The organism is Klebsiella sp. KPN54798 (assembly GCF_021184225.1).
Classification (GTDB): Bacteria; Pseudomonadota; Gammaproteobacteria; order Enterobacterales; family Enterobacteriaceae; genus Klebsiella; species Klebsiella pneumoniae.
This window is the reverse complement of sequence record NZ_CP089235.1, coordinates 84721-104734: the sequence shown is the minus strand read 5'-3', so window position 1 is coordinate 104734 and position 20014 is coordinate 84721. Positions and strand designations below refer to the sequence as shown.

Here is a 20014-nt window from a genome sequence, read left to right as displayed (position 1 = left end):
GCTGCTCCGGGAACAGCCGCTTTAGCTATTTATACTGTTCTCCTTAATTTTCAAAGAGAGTGAATGCTGAACATGCAACAACATCCCTCAGCTATCGCCAGGTTGCGTAGCCAACTGGCAGCAGGCCACATTGCTAACGTTTCTGACTTCTGGCGCGACGCTGAATCGCTGAATGGACCGCTGGTGATGCCGGTCGAAGGGGCGGAAGACGAGCGTGAAGTGACCTTTCTGTGGCGTGCCTGGCACTCTCTGCAGGGCGTATATCTGCGTCTGAATCGGGTAACGGATAAAGAGCACGTAGCAAAAGGCATGATGACCCCCCTTCCCGAGACGGATATCTGGACACTAACGCTGCGTTTACCCGCAAGTTACTGCGGCTCCTATTCGCTGATAGAAATCCCCCTCGGCACTCCGGCCAAGAGGATTGCACAGGCCGGAGGCCGCTTTGCCGCTCTCCCCGGGCACGCCGATCCGCTAAACAAAACGCCAAGAATTAGCGTTCGGGGAAGCTCACAGGAATCGGTGCTGACGCTTGATAAAGCCCCCGCCCAGCCCGAATGGAGCGGCGGCTCACCCACAGGGCAATTGCTTACCTCCTCGCGCATTATCGCCGGGCAATCGCGCCGGGTTCAGCTTTATATGCCGGACGTTGATGTTTTGCAGCCCCTGGGCCTAGTGGTGCTGCCCGATGGTGAAACGTGGTTCGATCATCTAGGAGTATGCGCGGCAATTGACGTTGCTATAAACAACGGACGCATCGTTCCCGTAGCTATAATGGGCATCGACAACATCGATGAACACGAGCGCAATGCGATACTTGGCGGGCGCAGCGAACTGATAACGGATATTGCCAGGCATCTACTGCCGACTATTCGTGCCGAACAACCGCAGCGGCAGTGGGCAGACCGTTCTCGCACAGTGTTAGCCGGGCAGAGCCTCGGCGGAGTCAGCGCGCTAATAGCCGCTCGTCACGCACCAGAAACGTTCGGCCTGGCGCTCAGCCACTCCCCTTCAATGTGGTGGACGCCGGAAGGCGCCTGCCGGCCAAACTTATTCAGAGAAACCGATACGTCATGGGTGAGCGAGCATCTGCTTTCTGCCCCACCGCAGAATGTTCGTATCCGCCTATGCGTGGGATCACTGGAAGGTTCGACGGTACTGCACGTTCAGCAGCTTCATCAGCGTCTGCTGAATGCTGGCGTCGACAGCCATTACGCAATTTACACCGGTGGTCACGATTACGCATGGTGGCGCGGCGCACTGATTGACGGGCTTGGTTTACTAAAAGGTTGACTTGACCCGAGAATACTTTCAGACATCTGTGTAGATATGGCTCATGGCGTAAGGCTATTGTAAGTGTAGAATGACCGCTATATGTAAGCATTAGACAAGATATATAGCCCCCGCAACTTACACGGATGGGGGAAACGATATAAGGACGAGCCTAAAACTGTTGATAGCACGGTATTGCATAATACTGAAATTTCTCGTTTCAATGAAGATATTCATATAGTGCGTCGGGCTAATTCACCCTAAGTGGATATCAGAGCTAGCGGGTACCAGCCCCGTAACTCAGGCCCAGTGCCCCTTATGCCTAATACTTAAATCACAAAGGGTTGAATTTCTTCCCCACAAATGATAATAATTATCATTACTTACGATAGTAACAATAATTACAGTAAAAAATATCTGGCAAGGATGTGAGCTTAACGATCAACCACTTTTAAGTTAAGCATTCATTAGGGAATGGGTATGAGAATTAACAAGATCCTCTGGCCGTCAATTGCGCTCTTGGCAGGGTTGAATAGTCAAGTATCAGTAGCCAAATCCTACGACGATAACGACGAGACCTTGGTGGTGGTAGCCACCGCAGAGCAAGTACTAAAACAGCAGCCTGGCGTGTCGATTATTACCAGCGAAGATATTAAAAAGACCCTCCGGTCAACGACCTCTCCGATATTATTCGCAAAATGCCAGGTGTCAATCTGACCGGCAATAGCGCCTCGGGTACACGCGGTAATAACCGCCAGATCGATATTCGCGGTATGGGGCCGGAAAACACATTAATTTTAATTGATGGTGTACCGGTGACGTCGCGCAACTCCGTGCGTTATAGCTGGCGTGGGGAGCGTGATACCCGCGGCGACACCAACTGGGTGCCACCGGAACAGGTTGAGCGTATCGAAGTGATCCGTGGCCCTGCGGCGGCGCGCTACGGTTCGGGCGCCGCGGGCGGGGTGGTAAACATCATTACCAAACGTCCCTCCAACGACTGGCACGGTTCGCTGTCGCTATACACCAACCAGCCGGAAAGCAGCGATGAAGGCGCTACGCATCGCACCAACTTCAGCCTTAGTGGGCCACTGGCTGGCGATGCGCTGACCATGCACCTCTACGGTAACCTGAATAAAACCGATGCCGACAGCTGGGATATTAACTCCTCAGCCGGTACGAAAAACGCGGCCGGGCATGAAGGGGTGCGCAACAAAGATATTAACGGCGTTGTTTCGTGGAAATTAAATCCGCAGCAAATTCTCGATTTCGAAGCCGGATATAGCCGTCAGGGGAATATTTATGCGGGCGATACGCAAAACAGTTCTTCCAGTGCTGTTACTGAAAACCTAGCGAAATCCCGCAAAGAGACGAACCGCCTTTACCGGCAGAATTATGGCATTGCGCATAATGGTATTTGGGACTGGGGACAAAGTCGTTTTGGTGTTTATTACGAGAAAACCAATAACAACCGCATGAATGAAGGATTATCCGGCGGCAGTGAAGGGCGTATTTTGGCGGATGAAAAATTCACGACCAATCGCCTGAGCTCTTGGCGAACCAGCGGTGAGATTAATATTCCGCTGAATGAACCGGTCGATCAAACGCTAACAGTTGGTGTGGAGTGGAGTCGAGATAAACTCGACGCCCCTTCCTCTACCAGCCTTACGGTGAATGACAGTGATATAGGCGGCATTTCTGGCTCTGCTGCGGATCGCAGCAGTAAAAACCATTCCCAAATCAGTGCGCTGTATATTGATGATAATATTGAGCCGGTTCCCGGCACGAATATCATTTCCGGCTTGCGCTTTGATTATCTCAACGAGTCCGGCGGTAACTTCAGCCCCAGCCTGAACCTATCGCAGGAATTGGGCGATTACTTCAAAGTCAAAGCGGGGATTGCCCGAACCTTCAAAGCACCAAACTTGTATCAATCCAGCAAAGGTTATCTGCTCTACTCGAAAGGCAACGGTTGTCCAAAAGATATTACATCGGGCGGCTGCTACCTGAAAGGAAATAAAGATCTCGATCCGGAAATCAGTATCAATAAAGAAATTGGGCTGGAGTTCGCCTGGGAAGATTACTACGCCAGCGTGACCTACTTCCGCAATGACTACCAGAATAAGATCGTGGCCGGGGATAATGCTATCGGGCAAACCGCTTCAGGCGCATATATCCTCCAGTGGCAGAATGGAGGGAAAGCGCTGGTTGACGGTATCGAAGCCAGCATGGCGTTCCCGCTGGTGAAAGATCGTCTGAACTGGAATACCAATGCCACCTGGATGATCACCTCGGAGCAAAAAGACACCGGTAACCCACTGTCGATCATCCCGAAATATACAATTAATAACTCGCTTGACTGGACCATCACCCAGGCGTTTTCCGCCAGCGTCAACTGGACGTTATACGGCAGACAAAAACCGCGTACCCATGCGGAAAGTCGAAGTGAAGATACTCGCGGCATGTCAGGTAAAGTCTTGGGGCTTATTCTCTGGTGGGAACGAACTTCAATTACGATATTAATAAAAATCTTCGTCTTAACATCGGTGTCAGTAATATCCTCGATAAGCAGATCTACCGAACTTCAGAAGGTGCTAGTACCTATAATGAGCCAGGGCGGGCTTATTATGTGGGGCGGTAGTTTCATTCTGATCGTAATTATTAGGACTAAGCAAGATATAACTGATGTTATATAAAATCTTGAGGATCGATTATGGATAAAAAGCTTTTTCAATACCCTGAGGATGATTTTTTTATTCTTCTTTATAATGAATCTTTGTTGGAATTCAATATACAGAAAGCCAATGCGTTTTTAATCGAAAGTTGCAATTGTTTTCTTGAAGGAAAGGATAATGGGTTTAGGCCGCTGGCATTTTCAAACTCGCGAGATGAGTTACTTGAGATAAAAAAATATTTGAACCGTGCTAGAGGTTAATAAACCTCATCGCATCCGCAAGTTAAATATAACTTAATTTTCCTCTGCGCTAGTTTCAGCGCAGGGAAGCAAATTAGCAGATAACAAATAAATTTAAAAGAACATTATTTTACTTCATAAAATTGTTATCTACACTATATTTTCAGCTATTCATTTTGTTTTTATCAACGACAGTTTTTTTGGGGATAAGTGTGATAAGTATTCCAATGACGAGGGGGATAATCAGTAAGATTGAGTATGTTGATATGGTTTTCCCATATATATAACTTTCCAAGCTTACTGCAATTAGAGGGAAGATGAGAAATACGAGCGAAGCCTGGAAAGCGCTAGCCCTTTTCTGCAGAGAAAAATAGCACAGTATCCCAAAAACTCCAGCAAAACAGCCTAAATACATTGTTGCTAATGTAGAGTGTAAAGATAAAGCTGATAATTGTGGCCTCTCAAAGATACTCCCCACCAGCGAAAGAATAACCCCAGCTATAAAACACGGTAACGCATTAAACGATATAACAGAGACTTTACAGCATCTTTTTTTACATTGAGTATATACTATGGCATGAATTATTACTGCAGAAGAAAGGGCAATAACTCCCGTCCACTGGCTTTCTGTCCTTTCCCGCGCCTCCGTGATGAGGATGAACGAAAGTGAAGCTAATGCGATAATTAGTCCAGTAATCTGTATTGAGTTTGTTTTTTCATTCAAAAATAAAAATGATGCTATTAAAATAGCCACCGGCATATTTGCAAATATAATAGCGGCAAGTCCTGGGTTTACATAAACCTCACCATAAATCATTAGAGAGAAAGGAATGGCAAAATAAAACATACTAATTGCAAGTTGAAATAGACGCTGGCCAACAGGAAATAAAATTGGTATTTTTTTTACCCATGCGATAATGATTAATAATGGAGCGGAAAATAAAAATCTCATCCCGGTAGCAAAGACTGGAGGGATAGTTTCAAGAGCAATCTTCATAGCTAACCACGTGGTTCCCCAAGTTACAGCAACTAACAGGAATAATATAAATATAGTAATTCTACGCATTCATTCCCCTTCATTAATAAAGTATGTAATTTTAAACGCACAAATCTTTGGAAACAAAAAGCTATACCATCCTTAATGAGCCAAATGTATGCCAAGGATGTTTTTTAAAATATTAAGGTGATTATGGTGTTTTACACCGGTCTTATTAAGAATATTTCGTGTGTGAGTTATAAGTGTTTTTTTTCTAATGGCTGTTTTTTCACTTATCTGTGTTAATGATAATCCATCTATATATAATCTAAGAATAAAAGACTCCTTCTTTGTCAAATTTATTGGTTTATAATCAAGCTGCCCCCCCCATTAAAGAGAGAAATCATTCTATCTTTTAAAATAGTGATAGCCTCGCGTGCGTTAATGATGTTAATTCCGATGAGGGTGGAATTAACATTACAGTTTGTGTTCAGAATAAAAAAAACAGGTAAACCTATTTTTTTTAGATAGCTATACTCTTTTATCGAAACTTTGTGATTCACACCATCCAATAAAATGATTACGTTTGAATTAGGAGTGCATGCATATACATCATAACTCGATATTCTACAAAGACAGCATTGAACCTCTGAGAAAATATGTTCCATGCCGGCAAAGAAATAATTATTATTTGTAACGACACACAATTTCATTATTTCTTACCTTGATCCTTCTTTCTTTATATGTTCTCATTTGCTGGAGATGCATTATAATGTATAGTGACACTATGCTTTGACATATTTGATAGATGTTTTATACATAAATGGTGCATGCAGTATGCGTACTTATCTGCCAACTGAAATTGGCATGAGTTATATATCGCGCTGATATCATTTATTGAACGTGAGTATAGTTCTATAATAGTTTGAATTTTTTTTTGCGTCTATTCATCGCTTTTCTGCGCGAGCGGAAGATTCTTTTTATTTTTCTTCTGTCTGAAATATAAGAATATGAATTATAAACTGACAAAAAAAACAAAAAAAAAGCAATAAATAAATAAAAGAGTTCCTTCACATCCCCTCCCCTTTTTTACCTAAATACTTGGCATGAGCCATCTTTCATCAACCATTTCTTTATTAAGGCTGTAAAGATACATAAACCTTATGTACCTTTTGCAGCCAAATTTTCTTGTTATTTTGCTTTGGTAGCATGATAGCGTTTTTTCTTCAATTTTTAGTTGACTTTTTATTTCATTAATGCCCCCATTTTTCAGTAGGCATTGCAGCACTGCTTGTTCCTTTTTTGTTAGCCGTGGATAATGGTTTACAATTCGGCTAACATTTTTCTTTAAGAATGCAAAATATAGTTTTTCAATATTATTTTTTACATTTCCTTGCATGTTAACATAGATGTCATAATCACACCCTTTAGGATAAAACCGCCCCCCCCCGAAACGTCAAGCCACATCCATTGGCTTATCATATTTAATGATCCCCTTAACATTTTGTACCCTCCCCATTTCCCTGAATAAAAAATCCTGCTGTCAACCAATACTCTTATGTTTCTTTTGTGCTTAATTGCTATTGATTTATTAACTACTCCTTCATATGTAATATGAAACAGAGGTAGTCCAGTTAACTGCTTTAGGCCATAATAAAAAAAATAATCATCAGTCAACACTATGTTTACATCCTTGTTACATATAAAGTAAATATATTTTTCCATAGAAACAGTAACTCTGATCCATCAATATTCATCCAAAAATATTTTATAAGCATTAAAAAAAAAAACAACAGAGAATCATTTCTCTTGAAAGTCGTTGGTTACAATTTTTAATGAATAAAAATTCAATCAATCACGGTAAATAGTCATTTTTTTTGTCTTTGCGTGTTTGCAATTAATTGATCTTTTTTTTTAACCCGCCCCCCTTTATTTTGTCAGTTTGCTTAATAATTCACGATTAAAGATGTGTGGGGAGGGGCGAGTTTAGGACTTATTTTAAAATCCTTATCAAATAAATACTTTCGCAAAAAACAATTCGCTTAGTAATACTGTCTGTTTCTATAATAACCATGGTAATTAGATTTCTGAAAAATATGTTCAGATTACCACTAGTGTAACAGTTGGTGCTTGGGAGTTATTTGGCGATTGATCCGACCACATGATCCAGGCTAAATACCCTCAAAGTAAATTAATATATTGTTCTCCTTGATATCCGGCCCATTTTTTGATTTAATTTCAAATGATAACTGTATAAGGTGCAATCAATGAGTAATACTGATAACGGGACGAAGATCTACACTCCATTAACTCTGAAACTATATGACTGGTGGGTGCTTTGCATTTCGAATAGTTACGCATGGAATTGTTCAACAAAGGATATTTTAATTCCTTATTTTTTACAAAACTTAAGTCCTAACCACCTAGATATTGGCGTTGGTACTGGTTATTATCTCACTAAAATCCCTGCTCACTATAATATATCCCTCATGGATCTTAACCCTGCCAGCTTGAAAGCTGCATCGGCAAGAGTAGGGGAAGATAGAATACACTATAAAGTTAGGCATGATGTATTTGAATCTTACCCAGAGGAACTTCATGGAAAATTTGATTCCATATCAATGTATTACCTCATCCATTGTCTACCAGGAACAATGGAAGATAAAAGAATTGTCATAAAAAACGCGAAGGCCGCCTTAACTAAAGGTGGAATACTTTACGGAGCAACCATACTTGGTGATAAGGTAAGGCATAATAGTTTTGCGTTAAAACTGTTGCAAATTTATAACAAAAAAGGTATTTTTTCTAATTTTAGTGATTCAGAAGAAGAACTAAAAAAAATGCTTTCTCATTATTTTAAAAATATTGATGTCATTGTGAAAGGTGCTGTCGCAATGTTCTCTGCGCATGGAAAAAAATAGCTATTTATCATTTTTTCCTGGATTTATCTTTTTTAAAAAACACCTTGTGAACTGATCCCATAGTTTATATTAAGCGACTAACAGGGCTTGGGTTCGGTCCTCTACCGGACTCAGGCCTTTTTGTTTTATTCTTTCATGGTTGTAATAGTGGATGTACTCATCTATAGCCATGCGCAACTAGCTGATATTCTTATGTTCCTTCAGGTAAAAACATTCAATCTTTAGCGTACCGAAGAAGCTTTCCATTACTGCATTGTCGTGACATTTTCTCTTTCTTGACATGCTCTGTTTCAGGCCGCTGCCCTTAAGTCGCTTCTGATAATACGCCATCTGGTAGTGCATCTAATTAGTAGAACATGTATTTTTCAATGAAGGCCCCGATGACTTTTTCATGCAGCTCAACAGAGCGTGAGAAACAGACGGTCGGCGAGCCAGGCGTTTGATTCGGGTTCTCAGCGTCAGATTGTTTCGCTCAATGCGCTGAGTAGAGATTTTGCCGGTCAGATGCTTATCCTTCGGCACCTCTCTGGCGTAACTTCCCAGTCATCGCTGGTTATTATGCTGATATTAAACGGTGTGAGCAGAGCCAGCAGCGCACTGCAGGTTGCATCGGTCCGTGGCCCAAAAGTATAGGCCAGCACACCACCTGTTTTCGTGTTGTACGCGTACCAGAGCCAGTGCTACCGGGCTTTGCTGCCGACCTCCATTGCTCGTGGAGTTCGCAGATGAGCGCCACATCGGCATGAGCAACCGGAGATGTGGTTACTCGTCGTGGCGCGAGTTTTTTAAAGTGCGAATAACGGTGTTAATGCCGATTTTGAGTGTCCTTGCGGTATCACAGACGCCGGCTCCGTTGAATGCCATTTCGGTAATTTTCTCTTTGACGCCGTGCTTGCGTGCTTCATAAGTATAAGTGAGCAGAAACACGCGGTAGCAATCGCGGCAGCGAAACCGGTCACGGCCTTTAGGGCTCTGCCTGTGGCGGAAAACTTGGTCAGACTGACAACGGGGGCAATGAACGGTAACGCTGGTCATGAACAAACCTCAAAAGCACGCATCATACATCAATTCAATTAATTAGAGGCATTGATCTCCTCCCTGAAAACAGTGCCGTCTCCTCGCCTCGTGAGCTCACACCAACAGAAGCACCGGCAGAAATAAGAATCCCTGGTTTCTCCTGATACTATTTAATAATTTCTGACAGGGCCTGACCTGCTTTCTGAATATAAACTGGTTGCGAGACCTCACCCAGCTGATTGGCAACCATCCGGGTTTCATAATGACTGGCAGTTAATACCAGAGCTGGCCCGTGAATACAGGACAGTTGTTCAACTACTGCCTTTAACCATTGACCTGAAAATATCTGTTCTTTCGGGTCATCGAACACCTTTGGAAAATCAGCACCGGCGATGGTCAGCTTCATTGAGCCATAGACGTCTGGGGAGAATATTTTCCTGATTGAAATCGTATCGCTGGTTAACCCCAGAGCTTTACATAACCACTCCATTCCGGTCTCTGGGGTACTGGTAATAGAGAGGGTAGCCGACGTCAGTAACGCACTACGCCACTGAGTGCAGTATCTGCCCACATTCATCCCGATAAACGGGTTTACAGCGATCAGGGCTGGTTCACGACGTTTATTGGAAACGCCTACGCCCTTTTGCCCCCGGACAATCCGAGCATATCCCTGCTGTAGATACAGTCAAAGAAAGCTTTCCGGGCCGCTTCATTTTTTATTTTCCGCCCTACCTTTGATAAGGCGTTAAAGCTATTGTCAAACAAGGCAACCGCTGCAGGCGTACTACAAAAATGCAGATCGCCCGCTATCGAAGTCACGTCGTTCATTAACTGGTCGATGACATGCACGCCATTACGTGGAATATGTTCATTGAACGCACTAGTCAACTCTCTGAGGTTGAAGCGCCGCTGTTTCCAGACCTCAAGCATATCTACAAAAATGTCTGCCTCATCAATAATGAGGTACATATTTTCTTTGTCACCGAGGATGCGGTGATTACACATACAGTCGACCATTACCATCGCATGGGTCGTAACAATAAAGTTAGCACTGAGAGCATTCAGGCGAATATCATCAATGTCCTGTATATCATCCCAGATGGAGTAGGTGACCATCTCTGGCGTGATCTGCGCTGGCAGTTCACCATACTCTTCTTCAAACTCAACCAGAGGTTTTGACCAGTTAGCGAGTTTTTCAAGGACCTTAACCGTATCCAGATCGGTAAATTCGTCCATGAGTAACAGTCCACGTACTTTCTCCAGGGATACGTAATTTACTTTCCCCATAAGCCGGGAAAAAGTAACTTTTATGCCGCATTGTTCAGCTATCTGTTCAAGGAGAGGACGATCGCTTCTGAATATCTGGTGCATCAGTGCATGAGAATTCGTGGCAATCACAAATTTTGCCTCAGGGTTTTTCAGCAGAATCAGAAGCGCCGGTACCAGATAGCCCAGCGTTTTTCCTACACCTGTTTCAGCACTAATCAGTGCAACTTTATGATCCTGAGTCAGTGCACCAGCTGCAGCCTCGATATAATCCTGTTGGACCTTACGTAACGACAATCCGGCAGACTCAAATACCGCTGATGTATTCATGACTACTGCCCCGCCAGATGCATGAAACCGCAACCAAATACGCGTTTAGGGCCTACGCCATAAACGATTCCCACTTCAGCTTCCTGTTGATTGCTGATTATGGCGGTACCCTGTACCGTGAATACGGGTAGCGTAAAACCACGTCCAGCATTTCCTTTGTCGATATGGACGAATTTCGGGCCACTGACGACGATTTGACCGGGTTTAAACCCAGCCTTCGCTAATTTGGTGAGGGCCAACTGATAACTAGCCTCTTCAGATGGAGCAAACTGGCGTCGGCCACGGCCTTCTGACTTTGTTCCTTTATGAAAGATGGCCATTAACGTAATGAACTTGATTTCATGGCCCTCAGAGAGAATAAGCTCTCTTTTTTTCTCCCCAGGCAACTCCAGAGCTGTAGCTGTGCGGACCAGGAGTAACGAATCATCCCCGGTACCGGGAAAAATTTTAAAAGAGTACGGCAGCTTCTCTCCCTTACGTTCCTGCATGAAAAAATCCAGGTGCTGGTGGATCTGGTAAACACTTGTGTGACGGATACGCAACCGAAACGCATTATCGTAGTAAATCATGGTTATACCTTTTTCAAGAGGTGCAAAATGCTCAGGCGTTGATGGGGATCAGTCGGGGCTTTGTTGAATAAATAAGATTTCGTGCGAACGACCCTGTAGCTGGCTGGATTTTCAGGCAATACGCACGCTTTCTGGCATCCCAGCCTTTGTCATCCTGTTCAACGCACGCACCATGGCCATAGCTTCCGCTACCTGACCATCGTAGTCACGCAGCGTCAGTGAATCTCCCAACAACTGCTTCATTCTGTACATTGCCGTTTCCGCTATCGAGCGACGGTTATATTCCGTTGTCCATTTCCACCGTGCATTGCTTCCGCTCAGCCGCTGATTAGCAACGGCACGGTTGCGGTCTGCGTACTCACCGGGCCAGTAACCTGCTCCTTTTCGGGGAGGAATAAGCGCGCTGATTTTTTTGCGGCGCATTTCATCGTGACAAAGCCGTGTATCGTAAGCCCCGTCTGCCGCGGCTGCCCTGATTTTTCTGTGAGTCTGCCGGATAAGGCCCGGGAAGGCTTCTGAGTCCGTGACGTTATTCAGCGACAGGTCTGCACAGACAACTTCATGTGTGTTGCTGTCAACAGCAAGATGCAACTTTCGCCAGATACGACGGCGCTCTTTGCCGTGCTTTCTGACTTTCCATTCGCCTTCACCAAAGACCTTCAGCCCGGTGGAATCAATCACCAGGTGTGCGATTTCACCCCGGGTGGACGTTTTGAAACTGACATTAACCGACTTTGCCCGCTTACTGACACTGGTGTAATCCGGGCAGCGCAACGGAACGTTCATCAGGGCAAAAATGGAATCAATAAAACCCTGCGCAGCCCGCAGGGTCAGCCGGAATACGCGTTTAATCACCAGAACGGTGGTGATGGCGAGATCAGAATAGCGCTGGGGCCTTCCTCGTGATGAAGGCGTTGCCGACTCATACCAGGCCTGAATCGCCTCATCATCCAGCCAGAAAGTGAGGGAGCCACGGTTGATGAGAGCTTTGTTGTAAGTGGACCAGTTGGTGATTCTGAACTTTTGCTTTGCCACGGAATGGTCTGAGTTGTCGGGAGGATGCGTGATCTGATCCTTCAACTCAGCAAAAGTTCGATTTATTCAACAAAGCCCTTTGACATGCACAATTATTGTCTGCCCAATAGTCCGATAGTTAGCCTGTTTACAAAAACTGTTGCTGGTCATACTGGTGCTTTATTCCCGGTTAAGCGGGCTAGTTAACCCAGAGTGATGAACCATCCTGGAGTGGCAGATAAAGCAGAAAGAATGGATTTGTTGCCCTGATTTTTTCCGAATCTAAATAAAGATTAGCTTAATCACTCGTTGTTATGTTATAACATTAAATTAGCAATATTCTCAGCCAGCAGCACGGCCTGTGGGGGCGGTTATTGAGAACGAATTCGGTGAAATCTGTATAGATGATGCATTGGTTATCAATGCAGATGAAGAAGTCTTCGAGATGAATAATGGCTGCATCTGCTGCACGGTGCGAGGAGATTTGATTCATATCCTGAGTCGTCTGATGTACCGCCGCGATAAATTTGACCGTATTCTGATCGAATACCACCGGGATGGCCAATCTACTGAGTGAAGCAAATGAAGAGAGAGCCGCTAACGATCCTGAATGGTTTTCTTAGTCCTAGTAAAAACATGCGGTTAAAAATTTGTTAATGCAGACACCTCAACCACAATTTCGATGTGCGTCATCGTGAACGATTTGAGCGGACAGGATGTCGGCGGCGTCCTGATTGCCAGTATAGAAATCAAGAAGGAACACCATGAAGCGCAATACCGTAAGTAATCTGACAGAAAAAGATGATTTTGATACGCTGGAAAGTATTCTCAGCGTTAATATTCATTCTCTGTTGCGGCCAGACGGCGGGACGTTGCTTTCTGACGTCCATTTTGCGGTCAAAGCAGGAGAATGTCTGGCCATTATCGGGCCTAACGGCAGCGGTAAAACTTCCCTCGTGAGAGCGATTAGTCAGGAACTGACCCATCTAAAGGGGACATTCTTCTGCGGGGCCGTTCTATGTCTGCTTTATCCCGTCAACAGCGAGCCCGGCTGGTTGCTGTTTTGGCCCAGAATGATACACCTGATACGAGATTATCCCTTGAGGATTATGTAGCGCTGGGGCGTATCCCTCATGCCGGGATGTACCGCGTAATGTACATGACGCGATTGTAGCAAATGCCATTAAAGAAACCGGATTACAACGGCTACGCAGGCGGTCACTTTTATCGCTTTCCGGCGGCGAAAGACAACGAGCGGCGCTGGCACGGGTACTGGCACAGACGCCCGACCTGGTATTGCTTGATGAACCCACCAATCATCTCGATCCTCCCGGGCGCGAGGAACTGCTTTCCCTTGTAAAAAACAAGGGGATTGCCGTCGTGGCGGTGTTGCACGATCTGACACTGACAGAATCATTTGCTGACCGTGTTCTCCTCTTGTCGCAGGGGCAATCAGTGATCTGTGACACACCGGAGAAGGTATTGGTATCAGAATACCTTTATCCCGTTTTTGGCTTGACCAGTTTTACCGTACCGCATCCCCATACAGGAAAGGCGTTGCGTATTTTTGAAGTTCCGCATTATGTATAAATTACTTTCCGAGAGTCAGTGATGAAAAAATTGTTTATATCCCTGCTGTCGGTACTGTCTGCTTCAGTAGCCAGTGCTGCCGATTTTCCTGTTACTATTGAAAGTTGTGGGACTCCTGTAACATTCTCCGGCCCGCCGAAAAGGGCTGTGATCAACGACCTTAATATGGCAGAGATGGCGTTTGCACTGGATTTGCAGGATCGTATTGTTGGGCTGACCGGTATTAGTGGCTGGTACAAAATGACGCCGGAATTTAAAAAGGCGATGGGCTCGATCCCTGAACTGGCACCCAAATATCCCACCCTGGAAACATTGCTGGCAGCCGAGCCTGATTTCTTTTTCGCTGGCTGGAACTATGGAATGAAAGTAGGCGGCGAAGTGACGCCGGATACGTTAAGCAAATATGGCATCAAGACTTTCGTTCTGAGTGAAAGCTGTGTGTTCACCACTGCGCACAAAAATAAAGCCACGATGGATCTGCTGTATAACGATATCCTCACGCTGGGTAAGATTTTTGGCAAGCGCAATGACGCACTGTCCCTGGTCAGCGGCTGGCAAAAGAGGCTGAGTGAACTGCCGAAGCCAGCGGCAGGTACCCGTCCTTTAAAGGTGTTCGTCTACGACTCAGGTGAGGATAAACCGTTTACCAGTGGTAAATATGCGATGCCTACGGCCATGATTGAGGCGGCTGGTGGTAAAAATGCAATGGAGGCGCTGGATACCAGTTGGGGAACGACGTCTTGGGAAAGCGTGGCCGCTACTGAGCCGGACTTCATTATTTTGTTAGATTACCAGACGGGCAGCGGTGCGGATACACTGCGTCATTTTCTTGAGAATCATCCGTTAATGAAACTGACTCCGGCTGTTCAGCATCATCGATACCTGAAATTACAATATGCTGAACTGACGCCGGGACCAGCTAATGTTGGTGCGGTGGAAAAACTCGCGTGGGCAATGTACCCGACAGAAGCGAAGTGATGCTCATGTCGTACCGTTATCACTGGGTGATGTGGGGATCGATGGTCGTGCTGATTGGGTTAATGTTATTCAGCATAACCAGAGGGACAGTCTCACTGTCGCTAATGCAGGTGCTGGGTGCACTGAAGATTGTGGATGAGCCGGTATCTGCCATGGTCAGCAGAATTGTGACGGATTTACGCGTACCGAGGATGTTGCTCTCTGTGCTGACAGGGGCGGGACTGGCAATGGTAGGGGCATTGTTACAAACTACCACCCGTAACGATCTGGCTGATCCTTTTTTATTCGGGTTATCCTCCGGTGCGTCAGCAGGAGCGGTGCTGGTGATCACCCGTTTTGGTGATCGACTAGGAGTATTAACGCTCCCGTATCGGCGTTTGTTGGTGGTGTGTGTTCCGCCATAGCAGTAATGCTGTTATTTCATTTTAAAAAGCAACGCGGAGCTGAGCATCTAATTCTCTGCGGTCTTGCCATCTCTTTTTTGTTCGGGGCGCTGACTAGTTATTTTATTTTTTCGGGCGATCAGCGAGCCGCCAGCTCAGTGCTTTTCTGGTCACTGGGTGGCCTGGGATTAGCCACCTGGAATAATTTGCCTTTTGCAGTGTTCAGCCTGGTATTGCTGTTTGCCTTTGTCCTGTTGCGGTGGCGCTCTCTGGATGGTGTGCTGGCAGGAGAACAAACAGCGTTGTCGCTGGGGATTAACGTGAGTCGTCTGCGCATCGAGATTTTTCTTTGTTGTGCACTGGCAACATCGTTGATGGTGGCATTAACCGGCGTGATTGGATTTGTTGGCTTAATGGTGCCTCATCTGTGTCGGCATTTTGCAGGAGTTAAGCATCTGTTGTTGTTACCTCTGTGTGGCGTCTGGGGTGCAATATTACTGTGTGTCGGCGATATAGTCAGCCGGACGATACTGGCACCACAGGAACTACCAATTGGCATTATTACGGCGGGCATTGGAGGGTTGTTTATTATCATGTTACTCGCGCGAAACTCGCCCTAGAGAATATGGGCGATTACTCGCCGGGCCTCCTGTAATTTTCAAGCGATGTTATGAAACGATGGTAATCTAACTGATGGTTTGAGCGTGCCATGTAAGTAAAGAAGAACTGGCAAACCTTAATGTTGCATTATATCATAACAAATGATAAGTGAGGCCCAATGTTTCTCTTACTGGTCGTGCTCCCAAGCATGCCTTTGGCGAAAAGGTTAGACCTCAGGCTGCGTTCAGCAACTACATGATATCTGTCTGGATTGTGACGGAGATGCGGTACTACTGCTTGTGGTTCAAAAAGGTGAAGCCTGCCACACAAGTCGGCGGAGTTGTTTTTACAACGCTACCGCCGGCCTTTTCATCCGACCCGTTTCTGGCAGGTGATGGAAAATGAGCTGGATGAAGTCGTCAGATCAAAAGGTTACTTCTGGCTGGCCAGCCGTCCGGAATTCGCAGGTTCATGGTCACAGGCTGGTGGCATTGCGCGCCAGGCGCTGGGGGGCATGTGGTGGGCGAGTGTGCCGAAAGAACGTTGGCTAGAGGATGCTGAGTCACTGAAGTTCATCATGTCTAACTGGATAGATGGCATTGGTGATGCCCGTCAGGAACTCGTTTTTATTGGAATGGATATGAATGAATCAAAACTGCGCAACAGACTGGATTCCGCCCTGTTAACGGATGCAGAAATGGCTGAAGGGCCTCAAAATTGGCGGCATTATCCCGATCCTGTTGAGCCTTGGTTCGAAGAATGAATCGAAGGCACCCGTATTTGTCGGGTGCCTTCGTATGAGGGCGAAAAAGGGGCCATTTTTTAGCCCTTCTTCAGAATCACTCATATTAGAAAAAATACCTTTGTGATTATAAATCCTCATTAGTTTTGATGAGAAACTATTATGCATTACCCCATCGCCAAGTATGGTTGCCCCGTAAAGTATTCCGTCCTTAGTTAAAGCAGCTTTCACGTTTTTTATGACAACACCTTTATCCACCATCGCCCCAGGAAGACAATGTAAGAGATAATACATTGATATAGAATCGAATTTACCATGTAGTTCCTCTGGATAAGATTCAAATACATTATGCTGAACTTCATACCGTATTCTGGCTTTCCCTATCCTTGCTGATGCCGTTTTCAAACTAGCCTTATTGAGATCCATAAGTGAGATATTGTAATTTGCAGGAGCTTTGGCAAGATAATACCCAGTTCCAACGCCAATATCTAAATGGTTAGGTCTTAAATTTTGTAAAAAATAAGGGAGCAAAATCTCTTTTGTCGGACAATGCCAAGCGTAACTGTTGGAAATGCTCAGCACCCACCAGTCATAAAGCTTCAAAGTGAATGGTGTGTAGATCTTCGTTCCTTCATCAACATTACTCATTAGTTATACCTTGCAACAGTCAATGTGGATAAGCAGAGCATATAGCAATATGCTCAATATCTCCTTTCTATTTTATCACGATTTTTTCCACTACTTACCAAGATTTACAACAAACAACATATTATTGCAATGCATTGCCATTTTGTTCACATACTTGGCAATTTATAAGTATATTGCATAAATATAAAGTTGACTTTTAGAGTTCTTTTTTGTAGATAAACTCTCATGGAAATATGGAAATATGGAAATATGGAAATATGGAAATATGGAAATATGGAAATATGGAAATATGGAAATGAGGTAAGAAACAGAAGACTATAAAATTTGAAGTCAAAAATGGTAACTGAGCTCCTCCTCGTTTGGGTGCTTAGGAGATATAACTAGTGGAGAATGAAATATAACTATTACTGCAAAATAACCTGTTAAGCCAGCCGGGCCACTTTCGTGGGCCAGGGATCGTGGAAAATCCCCCCTGCTGCCACCAGAGAATTTCCTCTTCAGTGAGTAAACACTGGCGCAATGCGAGGGCAAAATCGTCAATTTCGCCGCTCTCGCCAATAACAGTCAGGCGGCAGCGCCGGTCACCAAATCTGCCCGGCATTTTTGCCAGTTGCTGACGGATAGCTGCGCGTTCTTCCTTTGTCAATGAATTATCAGTGTGAGTCAGGACCCCGGCTTTCCAGTAGCTTATGAATTCGAGATTGATGCTCCCTGCTGCCTGGTTCCACAATAATGCCAGGTCATCCCTTCCCGGTAGCCAGAAAAAACCCTTGCTGCGGTAAACGCCTGCGCCCATGAAGCGATGGCAGGTATCCCACAGCCGCTGCGGATGAAATGGACGGTCATCCTCAATGACCCGCCACGAAATATCATATTTTTTGTCGGGTTCATCCGACAAAACTGCATCAATTGCATCCTGAAGCTCATCGATAAGTAACGCCACCCGATGAAAATCGTAATCCGGCATGGAAAGCAATTCATCCAGCTGTAAATTTCCCCAGGGCACGGCCATAATTGCAACCTGCGGATTAAGGGGATGTATGGCTCTGGCTACCTCAGTAACAACATAGAAGGGTAATCTGTCGTTTTTGGTTAACAAGAGCTTATTACAGAACATAATCTGTTCTGCCAGCAGGCTTTCCACTCCCCGGGTCCCTCTGTTGAGGTGCTCCTGGAAAACCGGAATAAGTTTCTTTCCACCGTCGTAGTCATCATTAAGCATGACCGTATCTACAAGCGACAAAAATGCTTTAAGACTTACCTGGGGGTGTTCTCGCAGATAGCGGACCAGGGGAAGAGGATGGCTGCTGCCTGACGTTTCCAGTAAAATAAAATCCGGAGACCGTTTTTCGAGCAGGTTTTTCAGCGCGGAATCCAGCTTCTGGATCCCACTTCTGCTGCTGATACTGTCTGCTGAAATACTCACAAAATTGTTACTGGCTGCATCAACGATTTCTGTGTTGGCTATCAGGACGCCATCCACATCAAGTTCACTCATGTCATTAACGATGACGGATACAGCCATTCGCCGTTTGTGTGCCTGTGTAAGAAGGTTTTTTAGCAGAGTAGTTTTTCCTGCTCCCAGAAAACCATTAAGGATAATGAGCGGTGTTCTTTTCATAGCATCCAGCCTTATGCCGCTAAACGTTAATGCAATCAAGTTGCAATAATACCGGCTTCCTGCCAGAATTCAAATGACATGACTCGGAGGGGGAAATATGGCAACACCAGTAGCCAAAACGTATGACTGGAAGCAAGCGTTGCGCACACATGAGCAGGCTCCCGATCGTGTGACCCTTTACCGAATACTGGAGCGGCTAATGCAGGCCAGTATTGTCCAGCGTTATACCGACTCGGCAAGAACTCAGCGTTTCGCTCTGACTCTACGGGCTACCGTAGGACTTTTTGAATGCGATAACTGCCATCATGTTATTCCTATTGAGCGGGAGCCAACCCTGGAAGCGGCCATTGGATTGGTAAAGTCACATCTCACTGGGCATGGTATGACCGAGCTGTGGATCTGCTTGACTTTTCTGCAAACTTGTGGGGAAAATAAAGGTATTTATGACATACCTGTGGTCATCTACCGCAAGGAGTTCCGATAGATGGCCCGCATTTTCTCTCCTCCGGAGAGCATCGGCTCCCCACTTGGCTGTGTGGGCGCAGATAGAACACCAAAGCGCGATGGTGATCTCGCTGTAAGCGGGTTGTGCGCGACGAGGAGGTCGATTTTGACAAACACTCATCACATAGTGATATACAGGGTCACAGCTGCACACATTGAAGTCGTGAACGTCGTTCATGCCCGCCCTCAGAATAACGAAACAAGGAGAAAACTTTCATGAAATCTCTATTTTCCTCTATCGTTCTGCTTGCTTTGAGCGTCCCCGGGGGGGCTATGGCAGATGAAGTCACCCACACCCAATACGCCTGCGATGACAGCAAAACGCTGGATGTGGTCTACATCGGGGACTATGCTGTCATCCAGCAGATGGATGAGTTGATCCCGATGAAGCGGGCTGTTAGTGGTTCAGGCATGCGCTATGTGCCGCTCAACAAGGATTACATCTACGAGCTGTGGGGCAAAGGCAGCAACATGAATCTTTCCACCTATGATGGTAAAAAGAACGAAGACATCCTGAGCAACTGCAAGCCGTAAGCATTCAACGAGACAGCCCGTCATAGCCACGACTGCGGTTCCGATCACGCCCTCGGCCCAGCTCTGATTGTCTGTGGGACTGACCTGCAAAACAGGGGGGGGCTGAAAGATGTCCTGATAGCCTGAGTGGATGGA

The 20014-nt window shown here is 45.5% G+C and carries 13 protein-coding genes and 11 pseudogenes; 12 read left to right on the top strand and 12 right to left on the bottom strand.

What is annotated here, in order from left to right:
• Positions 1-63: 63 nt before the first annotated feature.
• From iroD to LPQ25_RS26540, 3 genes and pseudogenes are all read left to right on the top strand, one after another.
• Entirely contained in the window at positions 64-1293 is a 1230-nt protein-coding gene (iroD, locus tag LPQ25_RS26550) for a catecholate siderophore esterase IroD (RefSeq protein ID WP_004902400.1), read from the top strand.
• A 459-nt stretch (positions 1294-1752) separates the two neighbouring features.
• Positions 1753-3913: pseudogene (iroN, locus tag LPQ25_RS26545) on the top strand (siderophore salmochelin receptor IroN).
• A 72-nt stretch (positions 3914-3985) separates the two neighbouring features.
• Complete coding sequence (locus LPQ25_RS26540) at positions 3986-4207, top strand: hypothetical protein (RefSeq protein ID WP_004213615.1); 222 nt, start codon at positions 3986-3988, stop codon at positions 4205-4207.
• Positions 4208-4349: 142 nt separating this feature from the next.
• Here LPQ25_RS26540 and peg-344 read toward each other — a convergent pair whose 3' ends face one another.
• The 4 genes and pseudogenes from peg-344 to rmpA form a co-directional block, all read right to left on the bottom strand.
• Positions 4350-5252, bottom strand: coding sequence for a DMT family inner membrane transporter PEG344 (gene peg-344 / locus LPQ25_RS26535; RefSeq protein ID WP_004213613.1), 903 nt, complete (start codon positions 5250-5252; stop codon positions 4350-4352).
• Between the two features lie 72 nt (positions 5253-5324).
• Positions 5325-5725 (bottom strand): annotated as a pseudogene (rmpC, locus tag LPQ25_RS26530) (mucoid phenotype regulator RmpC).
• A gap of 352 nt (positions 5726-6077) precedes the next feature.
• Entirely contained in the window at positions 6078-6200 is a 123-nt protein-coding gene (gene rmpD, locus LPQ25_RS26525) for a mucoid phenotype synthesis protein RmpD (protein WP_213034833.1), read from the bottom strand.
• 55 nt (positions 6201-6255) lie between these two features.
• Positions 6256-6887, bottom strand: a pseudogene (rmpA, locus tag LPQ25_RS26520) (mucoid phenotype regulator RmpA).
• A 542-nt stretch (positions 6888-7429) separates the two neighbouring features.
• On the opposite strand from rmpA, the gene LPQ25_RS26515 reads away from it, so the two are divergent.
• On the top strand, positions 7430-8083 hold the full coding sequence (locus tag LPQ25_RS26515) for a class I SAM-dependent methyltransferase (protein WP_011251259.1): 654 nt from the start codon (positions 7430-7432) through the stop codon (positions 8081-8083).
• A gap of 69 nt (positions 8084-8152) precedes the next feature.
• On the opposite strand, the pseudogene LPQ25_RS26510 reads toward LPQ25_RS26515, so the two are convergent.
• The 6 genes and pseudogenes from LPQ25_RS26510 to LPQ25_RS26485 all read right to left on the bottom strand — a co-directional run.
• Positions 8153-8419, bottom strand: a pseudogene (locus LPQ25_RS26510) (IS3 family transposase); the annotation flags it as partial.
• Positions 8420-8429: 10 nt separating this feature from the next.
• Positions 8430-9118 (bottom strand): annotated as a pseudogene (locus LPQ25_RS26505) (IS1 family transposase).
• Between the two features lie 148 nt (positions 9119-9266).
• Positions 9267-9590 carry a hypothetical protein gene (locus LPQ25_RS26500; protein WP_004902375.1) on the bottom strand — a complete coding sequence of 108 codons (324 nt, stop codon included), beginning with the start codon at positions 9588-9590 and terminating at the stop codon, positions 9267-9269.
• A gap of 143 nt (positions 9591-9733) precedes the next feature.
• Positions 9734-10696 carry a DEAD/DEAH box helicase gene (locus LPQ25_RS26495; protein ID WP_004902373.1) on the bottom strand — a complete coding sequence of 321 codons (963 nt, stop codon included), beginning with the start codon at positions 10694-10696 and terminating at the stop codon, positions 9734-9736.
• Positions 10697-10698: 2 nt separating this feature from the next.
• Complete coding sequence (locus LPQ25_RS26490) at positions 10699-11265, bottom strand: type I-E CRISPR-associated protein Cas6/Cse3/CasE (protein ID WP_004902370.1); 567 nt, start codon at positions 11263-11265, stop codon at positions 10699-10701.
• Between the two features lie 111 nt (positions 11266-11376).
• The gene (locus LPQ25_RS26485; protein WP_004225014.1) at positions 11377-12345 is read right to left on the bottom strand and encodes an IS5 family transposase; all 969 of its coding nucleotides are present in this window, start codon (positions 12343-12345) and stop codon (positions 11377-11379) included.
• Between the two features lie 263 nt (positions 12346-12608).
• Here LPQ25_RS26485 and LPQ25_RS26480 point away from each other — a divergent pair.
• The 6 genes and pseudogenes from LPQ25_RS26480 to LPQ25_RS26450 form a co-directional block, all read left to right on the top strand.
• Positions 12609-12826 (top strand): annotated as a pseudogene (locus tag LPQ25_RS26480) (GTP-binding protein); the annotation flags it as partial.
• Between the two features lie 217 nt (positions 12827-13043).
• Positions 13044-13869, top strand: a pseudogene (locus LPQ25_RS27330) (ABC transporter ATP-binding protein).
• Between the two features lie 21 nt (positions 13870-13890).
• Positions 13891-14847 (top strand): ABC transporter substrate-binding protein, encoded by a 957-nt coding sequence (locus tag LPQ25_RS26465; RefSeq protein ID WP_004213250.1) that lies wholly within the window; start codon positions 13891-13893, stop codon positions 14845-14847.
• Positions 14847-15850: pseudogene (locus LPQ25_RS26460) on the top strand (FecCD family ABC transporter permease). The gene LPQ25_RS26465 and the pseudogene LPQ25_RS26460 overlap by 1 nt, the downstream one beginning before the upstream one ends.
• Positions 15851-16018: 168 nt before the next feature.
• Positions 16019-16225: pseudogene (locus LPQ25_RS26455) on the top strand (phosphoribosyl-AMP cyclohydrolase); the annotation flags it as partial.
• Positions 16174-16593: pseudogene (locus LPQ25_RS26450) on the top strand (GTP-binding protein); the annotation flags it as partial. The pseudogenes LPQ25_RS26455 and LPQ25_RS26450, both read left to right, overlap by 52 nt.
• Here the strand turns inward: LPQ25_RS26450 and LPQ25_RS26445 are convergent.
• On the bottom strand, positions 16513-17220 hold the full coding sequence (locus LPQ25_RS26445) for a class I SAM-dependent methyltransferase (protein WP_004213424.1): 708 nt from the start codon (positions 17218-17220) through the stop codon (positions 16513-16515). The pseudogene LPQ25_RS26450 and the gene LPQ25_RS26445 sit on opposite strands and share 81 nt — an antisense overlap.
• Before the next feature lie 422 nt (positions 17221-17642).
• Positions 17643-18841 (bottom strand): annotated as a pseudogene (locus LPQ25_RS26440) (CobW family GTP-binding protein).
• 97 nt (positions 18842-18938) lie between these two features.
• On the opposite strand from LPQ25_RS26440, the gene LPQ25_RS26435 reads away from it, so the two are divergent.
• Positions 18939-19325, top strand: a complete 387-nt coding sequence (locus LPQ25_RS26435; RefSeq protein WP_004902159.1) for a helix-turn-helix domain-containing protein — start codon at positions 18939-18941, stop codon at positions 19323-19325.
• 236 nt (positions 19326-19561) lie between these two features.
• A complete protein-coding gene (locus tag LPQ25_RS26430) occupies positions 19562-19879 on the top strand; it encodes a c-type lysozyme inhibitor (RefSeq protein WP_004213915.1) in 318 nt (105 codons plus the stop codon).
• The last annotated feature ends 135 nt before the right edge of the window (positions 19880-20014 follow it).

Excerpts from the sequence above, each read along its gene's own strand:
- LPQ25_RS26465 (WP_004213250.1), top strand. The coding sequence starts at position 13,891 with ATGAAAAAATTGTTTATATCCCTGCTGTCGGTACTGTCTGCTTCAGTA.
- LPQ25_RS26430 (WP_004213915.1), top strand. The coding sequence starts at position 19,562 with ATGAAATCTCTATTTTCCTCTATCGTTCTGCTTGCTTTGAGCGTCCCC.
- LPQ25_RS26500 (WP_004902375.1), bottom strand. The coding sequence starts at position 9,590 with ATGGAGTGGTTATGTAAAGCTCTGGGGTTAACCAGCGATACGATTTCA.
- peg-344 (WP_004213613.1), bottom strand. The coding sequence starts at position 5,252 with ATGCGTAGAATTACTATATTTATATTATTCCTGTTAGTTGCTGTAACT.
- LPQ25_RS26540 (WP_004213615.1), top strand. The coding sequence starts at position 3,986 with ATGGATAAAAAGCTTTTTCAATACCCTGAGGATGATTTTTTTATTCTT.
- LPQ25_RS26445 (WP_004213424.1), bottom strand. The coding sequence starts at position 17,220 with ATGAGTAATGTTGATGAAGGAACGAAGATCTACACACCATTCACTTTG.
- iroD (WP_004902400.1), top strand. The coding sequence starts at position 64 with ATGCTGAACATGCAACAACATCCCTCAGCTATCGCCAGGTTGCGTAGC.
- LPQ25_RS26490 (WP_004902370.1), bottom strand. The coding sequence starts at position 11,265 with ATGATTTACTACGATAATGCGTTTCGGTTGCGTATCCGTCACACAAGT.
- LPQ25_RS26515 (WP_011251259.1), top strand. The coding sequence starts at position 7,430 with ATGAGTAATACTGATAACGGGACGAAGATCTACACTCCATTAACTCTG.
- LPQ25_RS26435 (WP_004902159.1), top strand. The coding sequence starts at position 18,939 with ATGGCAACACCAGTAGCCAAAACGTATGACTGGAAGCAAGCGTTGCGC.
- LPQ25_RS26495 (WP_004902373.1), bottom strand. The coding sequence starts at position 10,696 with ATGAATACATCAGCGGTATTTGAGTCTGCCGGATTGTCGTTACGTAAG.